Source organism: Streptomyces sp. NPDC047841, from assembly GCF_040704085.1.
Taxonomy (GTDB): Bacteria; Actinomycetota; Actinomycetes; order Streptomycetales; family Streptomycetaceae; genus Streptomyces; species Streptomyces argyrophylli.
In genome coordinates this window covers 277,628-297,971 of record NZ_JBEYRP010000007.1, presented here as the reverse complement: position 1 = coordinate 297,971, position 20,344 = coordinate 277,628, and the positions used below count along the sequence as shown (strand labels likewise).

The 20,344-nt window shown below is 75.4% G+C and carries 13 protein-coding genes; 12 read left to right on the top strand and 1 reads right to left on the bottom strand.

The window, feature by feature from the left end:
* The first annotated feature begins 1 nt into the window (after position 1).
* The 10 genes from AB0947_RS13775 (at position 2) to AB0947_RS13730 (ending at position 15,357) form a co-directional block, all read left to right on the top strand.
* Entirely contained in the window at positions 2-1,267 is a 1,266-nt protein-coding gene (locus AB0947_RS13775; RefSeq protein WP_366750539.1) for a 6-phospho-beta-glucosidase, read from the top strand.
* The gene (locus tag AB0947_RS13770) at positions 1,258-2,244 is read left to right on the top strand and encodes a BadF/BadG/BcrA/BcrD ATPase family protein (protein WP_366750538.1); all 987 of its coding nucleotides are present in this window, start codon (positions 1,258-1,260) and stop codon (positions 2,242-2,244) included. The genes AB0947_RS13775 and AB0947_RS13770 overlap by 10 nt, the downstream gene beginning before the upstream one ends.
* 72 nt (positions 2,245-2,316) lie before the next feature.
* Positions 2,317-3,771: a cytosine permease gene (locus AB0947_RS13765; protein WP_366750537.1), complete on the top strand. Its 1,455-nt coding sequence runs from the start codon at positions 2,317-2,319 to the stop codon at positions 3,769-3,771.
* A 319-nt stretch (positions 3,772-4,090) separates the two neighbouring features.
* Entirely contained in the window at positions 4,091-5,416 is a 1,326-nt protein-coding gene (locus tag AB0947_RS13760; RefSeq protein ID WP_366750611.1) for a hypothetical protein, read from the top strand.
* A 14-nt stretch (positions 5,417-5,430) separates the two neighbouring features.
* Entirely contained in the window at positions 5,431-6,462 is a 1,032-nt protein-coding gene (locus AB0947_RS13755; RefSeq protein WP_366750536.1) for a glutamate ABC transporter substrate-binding protein, read from the top strand.
* 41 nt (positions 6,463-6,503) lie between these two features.
* Positions 6,504-7,784, top strand: coding sequence for a hypothetical protein (locus AB0947_RS13750; RefSeq protein ID WP_366750535.1), 1,281 nt, complete (start codon positions 6,504-6,506; stop codon positions 7,782-7,784).
* Entirely contained in the window at positions 7,781-10,264 is a 2,484-nt protein-coding gene (locus tag AB0947_RS13745) for a tetratricopeptide repeat protein (RefSeq protein WP_366750534.1), read from the top strand. Before AB0947_RS13750 ends, AB0947_RS13745 begins: the two co-directional genes overlap by 4 nt.
* A 609-nt stretch (positions 10,265-10,873) precedes the next feature.
* Positions 10,874-12,133: a PP2C family protein-serine/threonine phosphatase gene (locus tag AB0947_RS13740; RefSeq protein WP_366750610.1), complete on the top strand. Its 1,260-nt coding sequence runs from the start codon at positions 10,874-10,876 to the stop codon at positions 12,131-12,133.
* A gap of 115 nt (positions 12,134-12,248) precedes the next feature.
* Positions 12,249-13,592, top strand: a complete 1,344-nt coding sequence (locus AB0947_RS13735; protein ID WP_366750533.1) for a VWA domain-containing protein — start codon at positions 12,249-12,251, stop codon at positions 13,590-13,592.
* A gap of 34 nt (positions 13,593-13,626) precedes the next feature.
* Complete coding sequence (locus tag AB0947_RS13730; RefSeq protein ID WP_366750532.1) at positions 13,627-15,357, top strand: FHA domain-containing protein; 1,731 nt, start codon at positions 13,627-13,629, stop codon at positions 15,355-15,357.
* 6 nt (positions 15,358-15,363) lie between these two features.
* On the opposite strand, the gene AB0947_RS13725 is transcribed toward AB0947_RS13730, so the two are convergent.
* Positions 15,364-16,341 carry a methyltransferase domain-containing protein gene (locus AB0947_RS13725; protein ID WP_366750531.1) on the bottom strand — a complete coding sequence of 326 codons (978 nt, stop codon included), beginning with the start codon at positions 16,339-16,341 and terminating at the stop codon, positions 15,364-15,366.
* 94 nt (positions 16,342-16,435) lie between these two features.
* Between AB0947_RS13725 and AB0947_RS13720 the strand changes: the two genes are divergently transcribed.
* Both AB0947_RS13720 and AB0947_RS13715 read left to right on the top strand, forming a co-directional pair.
* On the top strand, positions 16,436-16,840 hold the full coding sequence (locus AB0947_RS13720; protein WP_366750530.1) for a globin: 405 nt from the start codon (positions 16,436-16,438) through the stop codon (positions 16,838-16,840).
* Positions 16,841-17,002: 162 nt separating this feature from the next.
* A complete protein-coding gene (locus AB0947_RS13715) occupies positions 17,003-20,314 on the top strand; it encodes an ABC transporter permease (RefSeq protein WP_366750529.1) in 3,312 nt (1,103 codons plus the stop codon).
* Positions 20,315-20,344 lie beyond the last annotated feature (30 nt).

The following is a 20,344-nucleotide window of genomic DNA, read 5'->3' as shown; positions in this document are numbered from 1 at the left end:
TATGAAACTCACCGTGGTCGGCGGCGGCTCGACCTACACACCGGAACTCATCGACGGCTTCGCGCGCCTCAGGGACACCCTGCCCGTCGAGGAACTCGTCCTGGTCGACCCGGCCGGGGACCGGCTCGAACTGGTCGGCGGCCTGGCCCGGCGGATCTTCGCCAAGCAGGGCCACGGCGGCCGGATCGTCACGACCTCCGACCTGGACGCGGGGGTCGACGGCGCCGACGCCGTCCTGCTCCAGCTGCGCGTCGGGGGCCAGGCGGCCCGGCAGCAGGACGAGACCTGGCCGCTGGAGTGCGGCTGCGTCGGCCAGGAGACCACCGGCGCGGGCGGCCTGGCGAAGGCCCTGCGCACGGTCCCGGTGGTCCTGGACATCGCCGAACGGGTCCGCCGGAGCAACCCGCGCGCGTGGATCATCGACTTCACCAACCCGGTCGGCATCGTCACCCGCGCCCTGCTCCAGGCCGGGCACCGGGCGGTCGGCCTGTGCAACGTGGCGATCGGCTTCCAGCGCAAGTTCGCGGCGCTGCTGGGCACGGCCCCGGCGGATGTGCACCTGGCCCATGTGGGCCTGAACCACCTCACCTGGGAAACCGGTGTGCGTCTGGGCGGACCGGAGGGCGAGAACGTCCTGCCGAAGCTGCTGGCCGAGCACGGCGACGCCCTCGCCGACGACGTCCGCCTGCCCCGCCCGCTGCTGGACCGCCTCGGTGTCGTCCCCTCCTACTACCTGCGCTACTACTACGCGCACGACGAGGTCGTCCGGGAGCAGCGCACGAAGCCCTCGCGGGCGGCCGAGGTCGCGGCGATGGAGCGCGAGCTCCTGGCGATGTACGGCGACCCGGCCCTGGACGAGAAGCCGGCCCTGCTGGCCAAGCGCGGCGGCGCCTTCTACTCGGAGGCGGCCGTGGACCTGGCGGCGGCCCTGCTGGGCGGCGGGGGCAGCCCCTACCAGGTGGTGAACACGCTCAACAGGGGAACGCTGCCCTTCCTCCCGGACGACGCGGTGATCGAGGTGCAGGCGGCGGTCGGCCCGGCCGGGCCGGTCCCGCTCCCGGTCCCCGGCCTGGACCCGCTCTTCTCGGGGCTGATCGCGAACGTGACGGCCTACGAGGACCTGGCCCTGGAGGCCGCCCTGCGCGGTGGCCGGGACCGCGTCTTCCGCGCGCTGCTCGCCCACCCCCTGATCGGCCAGTACGCGTACGCCGACGCCCTCACCGACCAGCTGATCGCACACAACCGGGAGCATCTCGCGTGGGCCTGACCGCACCCGACCCGCTGACGGTCCTCGCCATCGACGCGGGCAACAGCAAGACCGACGTGGCCGTGGTCACCGCCACCGGTGAGGTGCTGGCCACGGCGCGCGGCGGCGGTTTCCGGCCGCCCGCCGTGGGCGTGACCGCAGCGCTGGACGCACTGGCGGAACCGGTGGCCCGGGCGTTCGCGGACGCCGGGGTCACCTCCGTCGGCCATGTCGCGGCCTGCCTCGCCAACGCCGATCTGCCGGTCGAGGAGGAGCAGTTGGCGGCCGCGCTGCACGCGCGCGCGTGGGGCGCGTCGGTGGAGGTCCGCAACGACACCTTCGCGATCCTGCGGGCGGGCGTCGCCGAGCCGCGCGGGGTGGCGGTGGTGTGCGGCGCGGGCATCAACTGCGTGGGCATGCGGCCCGACGGCCGTACCGCCCGCTTCCCGGCCATCGGCCGCATCTCCGGCGACTGGGGCGGCGGCTGGGGCCTGGCGGAGGAGGCCCTGTGGCACGCGGCCCGCGCGGAGGACGGGCGCGGCGGCCCGACCTCGCTGGCCCGCACCCTGCCCGCGCACTTCGGCCTGCCGACCATGTACGCCCTCATCGAGGCGCTGCACCTGGAGTACCTGGACCACGACCGCCGGCACGAGCTGACCCCGGTGCTGTTCGCCACGGCGGCGGACGGCGACCCGGTGGCCCGCGCGATCGTCACCCGGCTCGCGGAGGAGGTCACGGTGATGGCCACGGTCGCCCTGACCCGCCTGGACCTGCTGGACGAGGAGACCCCGGTGCTGCTCGGCGGCAGCGTCCTCACCGCCGGCCACCCGCAGCTGGACGACACCGTCCGCACCCTGCTGGCGGCCCGCGCCCCCAAGGCCGACGTCCGCGTGGTGACGGCCAGCCCGGTCCTCGGGGCTGTCCTCCTGGGCCTGGACCGGCTCGGGGCGGACGCGGAGGCGCGGGAGCGGGCGCGGGGCCACTGGGAGGCGGGCTGATCCTGAGTCGTCCCCGGGGCGGAGCGGGGCAACAATGTGACCAGAGGTGCGGACCCGACCTCGGGAGGCATCATGAGCGCATCAGCCGAGCCACGGGTGTCCGGTCTCGAGGTCCGGTCCATCGACTACGTCCCGCTGGACGAGCGGCACGGCAAGCTCTGGCACCTGGGCCCGCTGTGGTTCATGTCCAACGCGCAGATCGCCACCCTGGCGGTCGGGCTGGTCGGCATCACCCAGGGCGGCAACCTCGTCTGGTCCCTGCTGGCCATCGTCTCGGGCACCGTGACCGGCACCTTCTTCATGGCCTTCCACTCCGCCCAGGGACCCCAGCTCGGGCTGCCGCAGATGATCCAGTCCCGGCCCCAGTTCGGCTACGTCGGCGCGCTGCTGGTGTGGCTGTTCGCCTACGTGCAGTACGCCGGGTTCAACGTCTTCAACAGCATCCTCGCCGCCGACTCCCTGCACGCCACGCTGCACGGCGGCGTGAAGCCGTGGGTCGCCGTGGTGACCGTGGTCGCGCTCGTCATCGCGCTGGTGGGCTACGACGTCATCCACAAGGCCGAGCGGATCCTGACGTACGCCTTCCTCGTCATCTTCGGGGTCTTCACCGTGGGCGTCCTGGTCACCCTGCACTACCCGGCGGGCTCCTTCGACCTCGGCGGCTTCCGGTGGACGCCGTTCCTCGCGCAGTTCGGCGTGGTCGCGGGCTACCAGATCAGCTGGGCCATCTACGTCTCCGACTACTCCCGTTACCTCCCCCCGGACGTCACCGTCCGCAAGACCTTCTACTGGACCTACTTCGGCTCCGCGCTGGGCGGCATCTGGCTGATGGTGCTCGGGGCGCTGCTGGCGGCCTGGGCGGGCCCGGGGACCTTCCAGACGATCCCGGCGATCGACGCCGCGGGCGACAAGGTGTTCACCGGGTTCGGCGCCGTCGTGCTGCTGTTCTCGGCCCTCGGCCTGGTCTCGGTGACCGCGCTGAACATGTACGGCGGGTCCCTCACCCTCATCAGCGCCATCGACTCGTTCAAACGGGTCCGGCCGACGCTCGCCGTACGGCTGGTCACCCTCGGCCTCACCGCGGCGCTCTCCCTGGCCGGCGCGCTGGCCGCGACGTCGGACTTCCTGGCGAACTTCGAGAACTTCCTGCTCCTGGTGCTCTACCTGTTCATCCCGTGGACCGCGGTGAACCTCATGGACTACTACGTGGTGCGCCGCGGGCACTACGCCATCGCCGAGATCTTCAACCCGCACGGCATCTACGGCCGCTGGGGCCGGCACGGCATCATCGCCTACCTCGTCGGCTTCGCCGCGATGGTCCCGTTCTTCTCCGTCGGCACCCTGTTCGCCGGTCCCGCCGCGAGGGCGCTGGGCGGCGCCGACATCTCCCTCTTCGTCGGCCTCCCCGTCAGCGCCCTGCTGTACTGGTGGCTGACCCGCTCGATCGACGTGGCGGCGGAGACCCGGCTGGCGGTGGCGGAGGCGGCGGCCCTGGAACAGGCCGCACACGAGCACCGCGAGCCGTGAGGCCGTCCCCCACCGGCCCGCCGCACAGGGAACCGATCCCCCGTCACCCGCGTGTTCCAGCACGGGGGGTGGTACGTACGCCGGTACGCGCCCCCAGGCGGGCTGCGATCCGATCAAGATCCAGCGAAGGCCGGTGCGCGATGTCGGTGCGGGCGGTGATACTGGGCGGCGTACGGATGACCATGGGGGAGGTCGAGTGACACACCCGCCGAAGAGCAGCGCCGCACCACCGCGCGCCGGGTCCGCCGGTGCGGCCGGTGTCCCCGCCATCCCCGCCCAGCCCGGGCCGCCCCGGCTCCCCGCGACCGCCGGCCCGGGGGTGCCGCCCGCGCGCCGGACCGCCTTCGCCGAGGGCGCCGAGCGGCTGCGGGCCGCCGCGACGACCGAGCCGGGGCGGCTGCGGATCATCGGTGCGGTCCTGGCGCTGCTGGTCGTCGCGTTCGGGGCGGCCACCGCCTGGCAGACCAGCACCCGCTCAGCCGCCGCCGACGACGTGCTGCACCGCAGCCAGCCGCTCAGTTACGGCGCGGCCGGCATCTACCGGTCGCTGGCCGACGCCAACACCGCGGCCTCCAGCGGGTTCCTGGCGGGCGGGCAGGAGAACGCGCAGTCCAGGGACCGGTACGAGAAGGACATCCGCAGCGCCGCCGCCGGGCTCGTCACCGCCGCCGCCAACGCCGAGCCGGGCTCCGCGTCCGAGGAGACCATCGCCGGGCTGAACCGGCTGCTGCCCGAGTACAAGGGCCTCATCGAGCGGGCCCGGACGTACAACCGGCAGGGCTATCCGGTCGGCGGCGCCTATCTGCGGTACGCCAACGAGAAGATGCAGAAGGAGATGCTCCCGGCGGCGGAGGACCTCTACACCACGGAGAACCGGCGGCTCGACGCGGACTACGCGGACGCCACGCCGTATCCGTGGGTCGCCATCGGGCTCGGGCTGCTCGCGCTGGCCGCGCTCGGCTGGGCCCAGCACCGCACGTACCGGCGCACCCACCGCGTCCTCAACCACGGCCTGGTCGCCACCAGCGCCGCGACGGCCGTCGCCCTGCTGTGGCTGGTCGTGGGCCACATGGTCGCCCGGTCGGGACTCGACGACTCCTACGAGCACGGCGTCCGCTCGCTCAACGTGCTCCACGACGCCCGGATCGCCTCCCTGAAGGCGCGCGGCAACGAGAACCTGAGCCTGGTGGCGCGCGGCGCCGAGACCGTCACGGTCGACGGCACGACGTACGACGCCTACTACCGCGACTTCGACCAGGACATCGCCGTGCTCGGCAAGGGGCTGACCGAGGCGGCGCGGCTCGCCGACGACCAGGGGGGCACCGCACCGGTCGAGGCGGCCGAGGCCGACATGGCGGTGTGGAAGCAGCGCCACGCCACGGCCCGCGCCGAGGACGAGAACGGCAACTACCAGCAGGCGCTGGACAAGGTGATCGGCGCGAAGGGCGCGACCGCCGAGTGCTTCGACGGCGTCGACCGCAGTCTGGCCCGGGCCATCGCCCATGAGCGGGCCGAGTTCCAGCGGGCGGCCGGGAACGGGCGCGACGCCATGACCGGACTGCCGGAGGGAGCCGCCGTCCTCGCCGTGCTGGGCGCGGCAGGCGCCGTCGCCGGCATCGGACGCAGACTTTCGGAGTACCGGTGACAGGGGGCAAGGCGATGGACGTGAGCCGTGCGCGGTCCGCCCTGCGGGGCTGGGGCGGGGTCGCGGCGATGGCGGTGCTGTGCGCGCTGGCGCTGGCGTTCGTCCTGCTGCTGCCGTGCACCCAGCGGACCCCGGACGGCCCGCGGCACGCCGCGCAGAAGACCGCCACGGGCGTCCAGGCCCGCGCCGACGGCTGCGTGGACGCCGAGGCGCACGAGCGGACGCCGGCGCCGTCCGGCGCGGACGGTCCGACGATCGACGCGATCAAGGCACGCACGGGAGCGAAGCGGAAGCTGATCGTCGGCGTCGACCAGAACAGCTACCGCTGGGGCTACCGCAACCCCAACACCGAGGGCGCCCAGCTGGAGGGCTTCGACATCGACCTCGTCCACCGGATCGCCGAGGACATCCTCGGCGACCCGGACGCGGTGCAGTTCAAGGCCATACCGACCAACCAGCGCATCCCGGCGATCGAGGACGGACGCGTGGACATGGTCGTCCGCACCATGACGATCACCTGTGACCGGCTGAAGCAGGTCGCGTTCTCCGCGCCCTACTTCAAGACCGGCCAGCAGGTCCTCGCCCCCAAGTCCTCCCCGATCACGGGGTACGACGCCTCGCTGGCGCACAAGAAGGTGTGCACGGCGGCCGGTTCGACCGCCCTCGCCAAGCTGGAGGCCGACAGGAAGGACGGCCAGCTGCCCGCCACCACCGACCTGTCCACCACCGTGCCGAACCAGCTGGACTGCCTGGTCCGGCTGCAACTCGGCGAGGTCGACGCGGTGGTGACCGACGGCGCGCTCGCCGCCAGCCAGGCCGCGCAGGACCCGACCGTCGCACTGAAGGGCGAGCCGTTCACGACCGAGTACTACGGCGTGGCGATGAAGAAGGACGCCGTCGATCTGGTACGCCGGGTCAACCGCGTTCTGGTGGACTACCGCGCGCACGGCTGGCAGGCGTCGTACGACGACTGGCTGTCGGCGACACTGGGCAAGGACTCGGCCGCGTCGAAGCCGCCCGCGCCGCGTTACCGGCCTGGCGGCTGAGCCGTACCCGACCCGAACAGACAGCAAGCGAGAGGTGATCGATGGGCGTCACGGACCCCGCCGGGCCGGTGATGGACCGGGACGAGGTGGACCGTGCGCTGGCGCGGCTCGGCCAGGAGCACGAGGCGATCGAGACCTCGCTGCTGGCCCTCCAGGACCACGCGGGCCGCAGACTCCTCGAAGGCGCGCGGCTGACCGGTGTCACCCGGGAACGCTGGCAGGCCACGGAGACGCGGATCACCCGGCTGTGGGCGTACTTCGACGCCTACGCGGACGCGCTGCGCGGCGCCCGCGAGATCCGCGCCCGGCGCCGCTGGTCCAGCCGGGAGGACCTGGCGGAGCTGACCGAGCTGCTGCGCGGCGAGTCCGTGACCGTCCCCGGCGGCGAGACCGGCAGGCTGAGCGAGACCTTCTCGCTGTCCGTGCTGGTGGACCGCATGAACGAGCTGTACGCGACGAGCCTGGACATGATCGTCGCCGCCGACGCGGTCTGGTCGGCGCTGCCCGCACGCATCGATTTACTCGCCGCGGAACTCCAGCGCACCCGGCAGCTCGCCCACTCGGTCGGGGTGCGCCCCGGCGAGCACCCGGCCGGTGACGACCTGGAGCGGATCACCCGCACGCTGACCCGGCTGCGCGAGGACGTCGTCTCGGACCCGCTCGCCTTCTGGGTGCCGGCCGAGGGCAGTTCGGCGCCCGGCGGCGGCCGCCCGGACACGACGGTGTACGACCGTGAGGCGCGTGCCCTGGAGGACGTGCGCCGGGAGATCGACGCGGTGCTGACCGTCCGGCAGGACGCGGAGGCGCGGCTGATCCGGCTGCGGGACGTGCTCTCGCGCGCGGACCGCACCCTGGCCGAGGCGCGGACCGCGCGCGGCGAGGTGCTGGCGAAGATCGCGGCGACCGAGGTGCCGGTGGTGAGCGGACCGCCGACCGCGCTCCAGGAGCAGCTGGCCACCGCCGCCGAGTACCGCAGGCAGGCCCAGTGGCACCGGCTGTCCCCGCTGCTGGAGTCGCTGGAGGAGAAGGCGGAGGACGAACTGCTGCGCGCCCGCGAGTCGCTGACCGCGGTCACCGCGCCGCTCGCGGTCCGCGCCGAGCTGCGCGGCAGGCTCGACGCGTACAAGGCGAAGGTCGCCCGGCACGGCCTCGCGGAGGACCCGCTGCTGGTCGAGCGGTACGACGCGGCCCGCCGCATGCTGTGGAGCGCGCCCTGCGACCTGCGCGTGGCGGAGCAGGCCGTGCTGCGCTACCAGCAGGCGGCGGCGGAACTGCTCGGCAGCGCGAGCGCGCCGGAGGACCGTAAGGGGGACGAGTCGTGAGTCAGCCGGGGCAGAGCTGCCAGCGGCCGGGCTGCGAGGGGTCGTACGAGGACGTCGGCGGCGGCGAGCTGTACTGCGACACGTGCGGTCTGGCGCCGGTCGTCTCGGCCGCGGGTACCCCCTCCGGGGGAGGCATGGTGGGCTCGCCGCCCACCGGGGTGGCCCGGGGGGCGTCCGACAGCGGCAGCTCGCGCAGTGCGCGCGGTTCGGGTACGACCTCGCAGTCGTCGAGGTCGCGCCGCTCGGTGTCCGGGCGGCTGTCCCGGTCGCTGTCGGGGACGCCCACGGGCCGCTCGGTGTCGGTGCGCAGCTCGGGATCGTCCTCCGGGGCCTCCTCGCGGGGGCGGCTGGGCGCGGGGCTGGTCTCGGTGCCGCAGGTGCCGCGGCCCGACCCGCGCGCGATGGTGCTGGAGAACCCGGAGGTGCCGGAGCGCAAGCGGTTCTGCTCGCGGTCGGACTGCGGGGCGCCGGTCGGCCGGGCCCGGGGTGACCGGCCGGGCCGCACGGAAGGTTTCTGTACCAAGTGCGGGCACCCGTACTCCTTCGTGCCCAAGCTGCGGGCCGGGGACATCGTGCACGGCCAGTACGAGGTCGCGGGCTGCCTGGCGCACGGCGGGCTGGGCTGGATCTACCTGGCCGTGGACCGCGCCGTCGCCGACCGGTGGGTGGTGCTCAAGGGCCTGCTCGACACCGGCGACCAGGACGCGATGGCCGCGGCGATCTCCGAGCGGCGGTTCCTCGCGGAGATCGAGCACGCCAACATCGTGCGCATCTACAACTTCGTGGAGCACCTGGACCAGCGCACCGGCTCCCTCGACGGCTACATCGTCATGGAGTACGTCGGCGGCAAGTCCCTGAAGGAGATCGCCAACGCCCGCCGGGCGCCCGACGGCCGCCGCGACCCGCTGCCGGTGGAACAGGCGTGCGCGTACGGCATCGAGGCGCTGGAGGCGCTCGGCCACCTGCACAGCCGGAACCTGCTGTACTGCGACTTCAAGGTCGACAACGCCATCCAGACCGAGGACCAGCTCAAGCTGATCGACATGGGCGCGGTCCGCCGGATGGACGACGACGAGTCGGCGATCTACGGCACGGTGGGCTACCAGGCCCCGGAGGTCGCCGAGTCCGGCCCGTCCGTGGCCAGCGACCTCTACACGGTGGCCCGCACGCTCGCCGTGCTGGCCTTCGACTTCCAGGGCTACACCAACGTCTACGCCGACTGTCTGCCCGATCCCGACACCATCGACGTCTTCCGCCGCTACGAGTCCTTCTACCGGCTCCTGGTGCGCGCCACCGACCCCGACCCGGGCCGCCGGTTCGCCTCCGCGCAGGAGATGGCCGAGCAGCTGACGGGGGTGCTGCGCGAGGTGGTCTCGCTCCAGACCGGCCGGGCGCGGCCCGCGCTGTCGACGCTGTTCGCGCCCGAGACCAAGGTCACGGACACGGAGCTGTTCCCCCGGCTGCACGGGGACGTGTCCCGGCTGGGCGCCCGGCCGGTGCGGAAGGCTCCCGCCGCTCCCGCCCCGCCCCCGCCGGCCCTGGTCCGGCCCGTCGACACGCCGGCCGCCGCGCTCGCCCTGCCGGTCCCGCTGGTCGACCCCGGCGACCCCAGCGCCGGTTTCCTCGCGGGCCTGATGGCCTCGGCGCCGGCCGAGCTGATGAGCGCGCTGGCGGCGGCACCCGCGCAGACCGTGGAGACCCGGCTCCGGCGGATCCGCGCCCGGCTGGAGAGCGGCGACCACCGGGGCGCGCTGGCGAGCCTGGCCGAGCTGGACGAGGAACAGCGCGACGACTGGCGGGTGGTGTGGTACCGGGGTGTGGCCGCGCTGGCCGCCGGCGACTTCGAGCAGGCCGCGCTCGCCTTCGACGCGGTCTACGACGCCTTTCCCGGCGAGGCCGCGCCCAAGCTGGCGCTGGGCCTGTGCGCCGAGGTGCTGGGCCAGCTGGACAACGCGGCCGAGTACTACCGCCTGGTGTGGACGACCGACCCGAGCTTCGTGAGCGCCGCGTTCGGACTGGCGCGGGTGCAGCTCGCGGCCGGGGACCGGCGGGGCGCCGTGACGACGCTGGAGTCGGTGCCGGAGTCCTCCATCCACTACACGGCCGCCCGGGTCGCCGCCGTCCGGGCCCGGCTGAGACAGCGCACCGCGAGCGCGGGTGACGTACCGTTCCTGGACGACCTGACGGCCGCCGCCGGTCAGGTCGAGGCACTCCAGGCGTACGGCCTGGACCCGGCGCGGCGCGAGCTGCTGTCGGCGGAAGTGCTCGGCTGCGCGCTGGACTGGATACTCTCCGGGGGCCAGGGCACCGGGCCCGCCGCCGGCGGCCGGGTGCTGCTGGGCAGCGGTCTGGACGAGCGGGGCCTCCGCTTCGGCCTGGAGCGCGCCTACCGCACGCTGGCCCGGCTGGCGCCCGGCGGCGATGAGAGGATCGAACTGGTGGAACGGGCCAACCGTTACCGCCCCCGGACGTGGGTGTAGTCGATGTCGCAGATGCCCCAGCAGGCCGCACTGGCGAAGTGCCCGAGCTGCGCGGAGCCCGTGGAGTCGGGTGACCTGTTCTGTGGAGCGTGCGGATACGACCTTTCGGTGGTGCCCGCACCGCCGCAGGACCATCCGACGCTCACCATGACGGGCCCCGCCGGTCCCGGGGACGGCCCGGCGTGGCCCGCCCCCGGACCGCCCACGGCCTCGTCCGCCCCCCACCTCCCGACGGACCTGCCGGGCACCGACTCGGGCGGCACACCCCTGTCCGGCGACGCCTCCGGGACCACACCTGCGCCGGCACAGGACGGCGCCCCCGCCGCCGGGCCCGCCCCGCTGTCCGGCCACGGCTCCCACAGCACCCCGGCAGCCGCACCGCTGCCCGGCCAGGAACCCGGCGCCCTACCGCCGGCCGCGCACGGGTTCGGGCCCGCCCCGGACAACGCGTCACCGCCCGGCCAGGAGCCCCACGGCACCCCGGGCGGCACACCGCTCCCCGGCCAGGAACCCGGCGCCCTACCGCCGACGGCACATGAGTCCGGGCCCACCCCGGGAGCCGCCCCGCTGTCCGGCCACGGCTTCCACAGCACCCCGGCAGCCGCACCGCTGCCCGGCCAGGAACCCGGCGCCCTACCGCCGGCCGCGCACGGGTTCGGGCCCGCCCCGGGCAACGCGTCAGCGTCCGGCCAGGGGCCCCACGGCACCCCGGGCGGCACGCCGCTGTCCGCACAGGAGTCCGGACCCACACCGGGAGCCGCCCCGCTGCCCGGCCAGGGATCCGGTTCGGGCGGCGCGTCGCTGCCCCCGGGCGGGAACGGTCCCGTCCCGGGTGACGCGGAGCCGGGCGGGCACGCCTCCGGTTCCGGGGTGCGGTTCGACCGGTCGCACGAGCCAGAGGAGTACCCGTTGCAGGCACCGGACCCCCGGCCGGCCTCCGCACCGACCGACCCGGCGCAGCTCTGCGTGGCCTGCCGGGCGGGCCGGGTGGACAGCGACGGCTACTGCGAGAACTGCGGGCACGCCCAGCCGCGGGAACGCGACCACGTGGAGCGGGAGTCGGGCCCGGTCGCCGCCGTCAGCGACCGCGGTCTGCGCCACCACCGCAACGAGGACGCCTTCGCCGTCGGCCACACCACGCTGTCCGACGGCACCCCGGCCGCGCTGGCCGTCGTCTGCGACGGCGTGTCGTCCGCGACCCGCCCCGACGACGCCTCCCTGGCCGCCTCCCGGGCGGCCGGCGACACTCTGCTGGCCGCACTGCCGCGCGGCACCCACCCGCAGGCGGCGATGCACGAGGCGATCGTCGCCGCCGCGCAGGCCGTCAACGCGCTCGCCGAGGAGCCCGCCACGGCCCGCGAGCACGCCCCGCACCAGAACGCGCCGGCCTGCACGATCGTCGGCGCGGTGGTCACCCCGGGGCTGCTGGTCGTCGGCTGGGTCGGCGACAGCCGCGTCTACTGGGTGCCCACCGACCGCACCGCCCCGCCCGCCCGGCTGACCGAGGACGACTCCTGGGCCGCGCAGATGGTCGCCGCCGGCCTGATGAGCGAGGCCGAGGCGTACGCCGACGCGCGCGCCCACGCGATCACCGGCTGGCTCGGCGCGGACGCCTACGAACTGGAGCCGCACACCGCGTCGTTCGAGCCGGACCGGCCCGGCGCCGTGGTCGTGTGCACCGACGGGCTGTGGAACTACGCCGAGACGGCGGAGGAGATGTCCGAGGTCCTCCCGCCCGACGCGGCGGCCCGCCCGCTGCACGGCGCGCGGGTGCTGGTCGGCCACGCCCTGGACGGCGGGGGCCACGACAACGTAACAGTGGCGGTCCTGCCGTTCCCGCTGCCGCCGCAGGGGGCAGGATCGGCCTGAGGGCCGTATCCGACGGGGGAACGGCACGGGGAAGCCGCGGCGGACCGGAGGGGACCGGTCCGCTCACAGTCGTCGCCTCGCGTCGGCGGGGCGTCCGAGGGGGATGCGAGCAAGCATGGCCAATTTCGCGAAGTCGAACGTGCCGCGGTTCTCGGTGGACGTCTACCAGAACGAGTATTTGCCCGAGGGCGGCAGCGAGGTCAACGCCATCGTCACGGTGACCGCGACCGGCGGCGGCACCCTCGGCAGCGCGGTCACCGCGCCGGTGTACCCGCCGGGCGGGGGGCCGTCCGCCGCCGTGGCGATCATGGTGGACTGCTCGGGCTCCATGGACTACCCGCCGGCCAAGATGCTGGGCGCCCGCGACGCCACGGCCGCCGCGGTCGACACCCTGCGCGACGGCACCCGTTTCGCGGTGATCGGCGGCACGCACGTGGCCAAGGAGGTCTATCCGGGCGGCGGGCGGCTCGCGGTCGCCGACGCCACCACCCGCGAGCAGGCCAAGCAGGCGCTGCGCCGGCTGAGCGCGGGCGGCGGCACGGCCATCGGCACCTGGCTGCGGCTCGCCGACCGGCTGCTGTCCGCAGCGGACGTCACCATCCGGCACGGCATCCTGCTCACCGACGGCCGCAACGAGCACGAGTCGGCGGAGGACCTGCGGGCCACGCTCGACGCCTGTGCCGGCCGCTTTACCTGTGACGCGCGGGGCGTGGGCACCGACTGGGAAGTGAAAGAAGTCACAGGGATCGCCTCGGCGCTGCTCGGCACCGCCGACATCGTCGCCGACCCGGCCGGTCTGGCGGCCGACTTCACGCGGATGATGGAGACGGCGATGGGCAAGGAGGTCGCCGACGTCGCTCTGCGGGTGTGGACGCCGGTCGGCACGACCATCCGGTTCGTCAAGCAAGTCGCGCCCGCCGTCGAGGACTTGACCGGCCGGCGTACCGAGGCCGGGCCGCGCGCCGGGGACTACCCGACCGGCTCCTGGGGCGACGAGTCCCGCGACTACCACCTGTGCGTGACGGTCCCGCCGGCCGGACTGGGCCGGGAGATGCTCGCCGCGCGGGTCTCCCTGGTCGTTCCGGAACCGGGAGGAACCGCGCAGAACCTGGGCGCACAGGGGCTGGTACGGGCCGTGTGGACCGACGACATGACCGCCTCCACCGCGATCAGCCCCCAAGTCGCCCACTACACCGGGCAGGCCGAACTGGCGCAAGCCATCCAGAAGGGCCTGGACCTTCGCAAAGCGGGCGATTTCGATGGAGCAACGGCCAGACTGGGGCGGGCGGTTCAGCTCGCGAACGCCTCGGGCAACGCGGATACTGCGAAACTGCTTGCGAAGGTGGTGGACGTGGTCGACGCCGTGACAGGTACTGTGCGGTTGAAGACGAGGGTCGCGGAGGCGGACGAGATGACTCTGGAGACCCGGTCCACCAAGACCGTCCGTGTGAAGAAGTGACCCTCCAGAGCGCAGGAGAAGGGGAAGCACCGACATGCCGACCTGCCCGAACGGACACCAGTCGGGTTCCGACGACTGGTGCGAGGTCTGCGGTCACCGCATGGCCGGTGCCGTACCTCCGCCCCCTCCGCCGCCCCCGGGCGGTTACGGCTTCCCGCCCCCGCAGGGCGGCCAGGCCGGCACCCGGCCCGGCCCGGCCGGCGGGTCCGCCCCGGAGCCGGAGCTGTGCCCGCAGTGCCGTACGCCCCGCGAGGGCGGCGCGCCGTTCTGCGAGGAGTGCCGGTGGAACTTCCTGACCAACACGGCGACCTCCTACACCCCGGCGGCCCCGCGCCCGCCGCAGCCGCGGTTCCAGCCGCCGAGCTCGACGTTCGGCGGGGGTGACGGGTACGAGTACCAGGGTTCGCGGCCCTCGCAGGTGAACCGGCCCGCCGAGCCGCTCCCGTCCTTCCACAGCGAGCCGTCGGGTCCGACGCCGTTCGGCGGCGACCGGGCCCCGTCCGGCCCGCCGACCTCCCCCGGCCCCTCGGGCGCTCCCCCGTTCGGCACCGGCGACCACCGCCCGCCCGGGGCGCCGCAGGGCTTCGGCCAGGGTCCGGGCCAGGGCGGTCCGGGCCAGGGCGGTCCTGGGCAGGGCGGTCCTGGGCAGGGCCCGGGTGCCGGCAACCCGTCCGGTCCCGGCGGCCCCGGAGGTTTCGGCGGCCGGGGCACGGTGCCGGGCCAGGGCCCCGGCGGCCCGGGTTCCGGCGGCCCGTCCGGCTTCGGCGGCGGTCCCGGGCAGGGACCGGGCGCCGGTGGCCCGGGCGGCCCGTCCGGGTTCGGCGGAGGTCCCGGGCAGGGTCCCGGCGGACCGGGCGGCCCGTCCGGCTTCGGCGGTGGCCGGGGGCAGCGCCCGGGTTCGGGTGACGCGTCCGGCTTCGGCGGCCAGGGACCGGGCGGCCCGGGTTCCGGCGGCCCCTCGGGCTTCGGCGGCAACCCGGGTCAGGGTCAGAGTCAGGGGCCGGGGTCCCAAGGCCCCTCCCCCTTCGGCCGTGAGCCCTCCCGTCCCGGTGGCCCCACGCCGTCCGGTCCCTCCGGCTTCGGCGGTGACCCCTCGGGTCCGGCGCCCGGCGGTCCCGGCGGTGCCCCGCAGGCGTTCCAGCCGTCCGGCGCGTCGGCCCCGCCCGCGTTCCCGGGCGAGACCCGCCGGCCCCCGGCCGCCGACGACGACTGGGTGATCTCCCCGCCGTCGTCGACCGGCCCCGGCGGTCAGGGCGGCGGCTACGGCTACCCGCAGTCCGGCGGCACCCAGACCCCGCCGGGACCCGGCGGACCGGGCGGCTTCCCGCAGGCGCCGCACGCACCGCAGGCTCCCCGGTCGGCCACCTGGACCGCGACCATCGGCCCGGACCGCGAGTACTTCATGGCGATGATGCAGCGCTCCGGCCCCGAGGCCGCGGGCCTGAACCTGCCCGCGTACTCGCCCGAGCAGCAGCGCACGCTGACCGGCAACCAGGTCACCATCGGCCGCCGCCGGCACTCCACCGGCGACACCCCCGACATCGACCTGTCGGTGCCGCCGGAGGACCCGGGTGTCTCGCACCAGCACGCGGTGCTGGTGCAGCAGCCGGACGGCAGCTGGGCGGTCGTCGACCAGAACTCGACGAACGGCACCACGGTCAACATGTCCGAGGAGCCCATCCAGCCGTTCGTGCCGGTCCCGCTCCAGGACGGCGACCGGGTGCACGTGGGCGCCTGGACGACGATCACCGTCCGCCGGGGCTGACCGCGCTCAGGGCAGGGGCCAGGCGTACGGCCCCTGCGGGTCGTCCAGCCACGCCCAGGTGTCCTCGCCGGCGACCGTGACGCCGTACCGTCCGCGCTCCGGCTCGCCCTCGCGGTCCCACAGGGCGTACGCCTCCTGCGGGCCGAGGGCGCCGCGGGTCAGCGTGAGCAGGAAGCGGAACGACTCCTGCTCGCGGGCCCGGCTGGGCAGCCCGGCCAGTGAGACGCCCTCGGGCATCACCCGGCGCCCGCCGCGCAGCGGCACGAAATAGGCGGCCCCGGGCAGGAACGGGCCCTCGGCGTGCTCCGCGTCCCGCACGGTGAGCGTGAGCAGGCCGGTGGCGAGCGGGGTGAGGACGCGCGCGCCGGGGCGGCTCTGGGCGAGCCAGGCGCGCGGCACCGTGGACAGCTCGCAGGTGGCGATGATCCGGTCGAAGGGGGCGCGTTCGGGCACCCCGCGCGCTCCGTCGCCGGTGACGACGAGGGGGTGGTGGCCGGCCGCCGCGAGGTGCTGCCGGGCCGACTCGGTGATCTCCGGTTCCAGGTCGATGGTGGTGACGAGGTCGTCGGCGCCGAGCCGGTGGGCGAGCAGCGCCGCGTTGTATCCGGTGCCGGCGCCCACCTCCAGCACCCGGTCGCCGTCCCCGACGCGCAGGGCGGTCAGCATCCGGGCCATCAGGGAGGGCTGGCTGCTGGAGGAGAGCAGCTCGCCGTCGCGCAGCCGGGTGGCCAGCGGTACGTCCGCGTAGGCGCCGCGCACCCAGCGCTCGCGGGCCCGGCGGTCGGGGCTCTCGCCCCAGCGGCGCTCGTAGCCGCGCGCCCCGGTGACGTAGTAGTACGGCACGAACAGGTGCCGGGGCACCGCCGCGAACGCCTCCCGCCACACCGGGTCGTCCGCCCAGGCCCCGTCCGCGTCGATCTCCCGCACCAGCTCGGCCCGCGCCGCGTCGGCGAGGGCCTCGGTCTCGGTGTCGTAGCCGCCCATGGGTCCACAGTAGGGACGGACGGTCCGCGGACGGGCCGGACGGGCTGGTCCTAAGCCTCGAGTCCTCGGTCACCCGGTCTGAGACGATGGACGGGTGAATGAGATTCGGCGCGGCACGCTTCAGGAGCAGACCTTCTACGAGCAGGTCGGCGGGGAGGAGACCTTCCGCCGGCTCGTCCACCGTTTCTACGAGGGGGTCGCGGCGGACCCGCTCCTGCGCCCGATGTACCCGGAGGAGGACCTGGGCCCGGCCGAGGAGCGGCTGGTCCTGTTCCTGATGCAGTACTGGGGCGGTCCGACGACGTACAGCCAGAACCGCGGCCACCCGCGGCTGCGCATGCGGCACGCCCCGTTCACCGTGGACCGGGCGGCGCACGACGCGTGGCTGCGGCACATGCGGGCGGCCGTCGACGAGCTGGGGTTGTCGGAGGAGCACGAGCGGACGCTGTGGAACTACCTGACGTACGCCGCCGCGTCGATGGTGAACACCTCCGACTGATCATCCGGGCTGACGGGCCGTCACTGAAGGTCGGATTCCGGTCACTCGGCGCCGCATTCCGGTCACGATCCGGTATAGACGGGCTGACAACCGCTTACCCGCCGCCCGGCGCTCTGCCAGCATCGCCCGAAGGTCTGGAAGCGCCGGACACACGGGGGCCGGGTGACGGGGTTCGTCTTCTCACGCGCGCGTGCGCACCGCCTGCTGCTGGGTGCCGCGCTGCTGACGGTGGTGCTGACCACCACCGTGCTGGCGACGCTCACGGCGTACTCGGGGGCGATCGGTGACGCGGCGCTGCGGCATGTGCTCGCCGACCCGCGCAACGCCGCCGACACCGCGCTGATCGTCAAGGCGGACGTGCCCCCGGCCGAGCGGACCGCCGCCGACACCGCCGTACGCCAGGGCGCGCGCCGTACTTTCGCCGGCGCACCGGTGACCGTGCGGACCCTGCGCCGCTCGGGGCCGTACGCCCTGCCCCGCTCCCTCCAGCCGCCCGCGAGCAGGCCGGGCGACCCGGACCTCACGTACTTCGCGGCACTGGACCTCACGCAGGTGCGGGTGACCGCCGGCCGCCTCCCCCGCCGCACCGACGGCGAGCCGGAGGTGGCGCTGCCCGAGACGGCGGCCCGCGCGCTGCGGCTGGAGCCCGGCGCCCGGCTCACCCTGGCGGACCGGCTTCAGGGCCCCGCGGTCCGGGTCCGGGTCGTCGGCGTGTACCGCCCGGTCTCGGTGACGGCACCGTACTGGCGGCTGGACGACCTGCTGGGGCGCGGCGTGAAGGAGTCCGGCTTCACGACGTACGGCCCGCTGCTCGCCGAGCCCGCCGTCCTCACCGGCGGCCGGGTCAGCGCGGGGGCGACGGGCTGGCTGGCGTCGGCGGACATCGCCTCGGTGACGACCGGACGGATCGGGGAGCTGCGCGCGGCGGCCCGGGCCGGCAGCGCGGCCCTGCGCCGGCCGGCCGCGCTGAGCGGTACGACGGTGTCGCAGACCGCGCTGCCGGACGTGCTGGACCGGGTGGACCGTGCGCTGCTGGTGTCCCGCTCCACCCTGCTGATCGTCGCGCTGCAACTGGTGCTGCTCGCCGGATACGCGCTGCTGCTCGTCGCCCGGCTGCTCAGCACCGAACGCGCCGACGAGACCCGGCTGCTGCGGGCCCGGGGCGCCTCCCGCACCCGGATCGCCGCCCTCGCCGGGGCCGAGGCGCTGCTGCTCGCGCTGCCCGCGGCCGTGTGCGCGCCGCTGCTCGCCGGCCCGCTCACCGCCCTGCTGGCCGGGCACGGCCCGCTGGCCCGGCTCGGCCTGCGCCTGGACCTGCCGGCCGCCGGCCGGCCCGCCGTCTGGCTGGTCGCGGCCGGCGTCGCCGTGGGCTGTGCGCTGGCGGTGACCGTGCCGGCGGTGACGGGCACGGGGCCCGAGGCCCGCCCGTCCGCTCCCCGGCGCTCCTGGGCACTGCGGCTGCGCGGGAAGGCGGGCCGGCCGGGCGGCGCGCGGGCCGTGCCGGTCCCGCTGCGGGCCGGCGCCGACCTCGGGCTGCTCGCGATCGCCGGGGTGGCGTACTGGCAGCTGGGCCGGCAGGACTCCGGGGCCGTGGCCGCCGACCGGTCCGGCGCGCTCGGCGTCGACCCGCTGCTGGTGGCCGCGCCCGCGCTGGCCCTGCTCGCCGGGACCGTGCTCACGCTGCGGCTGCTGCCGCCCGTGGCGCGGTTCGCCGAACGCTGGGCGGCCGGCGGGCGGGGGCTGCCGGTGGCGCTGGCCGGCTGGCAGTTCAGCCGGCGCACCGCGCGCGGCGCGGGCCCGGTCCTGCTGCTCGTCCTCGCCGTCGCCCTCGGCGTGCTCGCGATCGGGCAGGCCGCCTCCTGGGACCGCTCGCAGGACGACCAGGCCGACTTCCGGGCGGGGGTGCCGGTGCGGGTCCTGGCCACCGGCGAGGACGAGTTCGGCCGGACCGACCGGTACGCGCGCCTGCCCCGGGTGCGCGAGGCCGCCCCGGCCGTGCGCGCCGCCCAGCCGCTGTCCGGCGACCGCACGGCGACCGTGCTGGCCCTGGACACCGCGCACGCGGCGGACGCGGTCCTCATGCGGCCCGACCTGGCGGACGAACCGGTACGGCGGCTGCTGGGCCGGCTCACCCCGAGGGGCACCCCGACCGGGACCGGCATTCCGGCGGGCACCGCCCGGCTGAAGCTGACGGCCCGGCTGCGCAGTTCGACCGGCCCGGGCACCACGACCGCGCTGACGGCGACCCTGACCGACCGGTACGGGGTGCCGTACCGGTTGCCGGCCGGACTGCTCCCCGCCGACGGGCGCCCGCACACCCTGACCCTCGCCCTCGGCACCGCCACCGGACCGGCGACCCTGACGGGTCTCCGCCTCGACCTGACCCAGCCCGCCGGGCGCGCCGAGCGCCACCGCCTGACGATCGACGGGCTGACCGCGTCGGGCACCGACGGCAGGGACCACCGGCTCACGCTGCCCGCCCGGTGGACCACCACGGCGGAGACCGGTGGCGCCGCCGTACCGAGCGCCGCCACCAGCCCCACCCGCCCCGAGGTCACCGGCACCCACCCGCCGACCTTCACCTACGGCACCGGCTACCTCCCGGACGCCGACGTCTGGACCGTCGCCTCCGTCACCCTGCGGTTCCAGGTCGCCCAGGCCGCGCCCGCCGAGGTCCCGGCCGTCGCCACCGACCGCTACCTGGGCGCGGCGGGCGCCCGCACCGGAGAGCGCGTCGACCTCACCGTCGGCGACCGGCGGGTGCCGGTGCGGATCGTGCGGGCGGTACGGGCGCTGCCGGCCACCGCCGACCCGGCCGCCACCGGCGCGCACGACGGCGGTGCCGTCCTGCTCGACCTGCGCGCTCTGAACCAGCTGCTCCAGGCCCGGTACGGCGAGAACGCCACCCCCACCGAGTGGTGGCTCGCCACCGCACCCGGCGCCTCCGCGCGCGTGGCCGCCGACGTCCGGGCGATGCCGGACGTCGGTCCCGGACAGGTCGTGGTCCGCGACGAGATCGCCGCCGACCTGCGGGACGACCCGTTCGGCGCCGGACCCGAGGCCGCGTTCACGGCGGCGGCCGTGGTCGCGGCGGCGCTCGCCGCGGTCGGCTTCGCGGTCGGCGCCGCCGGTGCGCAGCGGGCGCGCGGCGCCGAGTTCGCCGTCCTGCGCGCCCTCGGCGTACCGCGCCGCCAGCTGACCCGGACGGTCGCCGCCGAACAGGCCGTCCTGGTGGGCCTGGCGCTCGCGGTGGGCCTGGGCCTGGGCGCCGTACTGGCCCGCACCGTCCTGCCCCTGATCGTGCTGACCGGCGAGGCGACCCGCCCGGTGCCGGACCTGCTGGTCCGCCTCCCGCCCGGACCGGTGGCGCTGCTGCTCACCGCCGTCGCGGCGGCACCCCTGGCGATCGCGGCGACGGCCGCCGTACGCCGGACGGACCCGTCACGGGCGCTGCGCGCGCAGGGGGGTGAGTGACATGGGGATCGTGCCTGGTCCCGTCGCCGC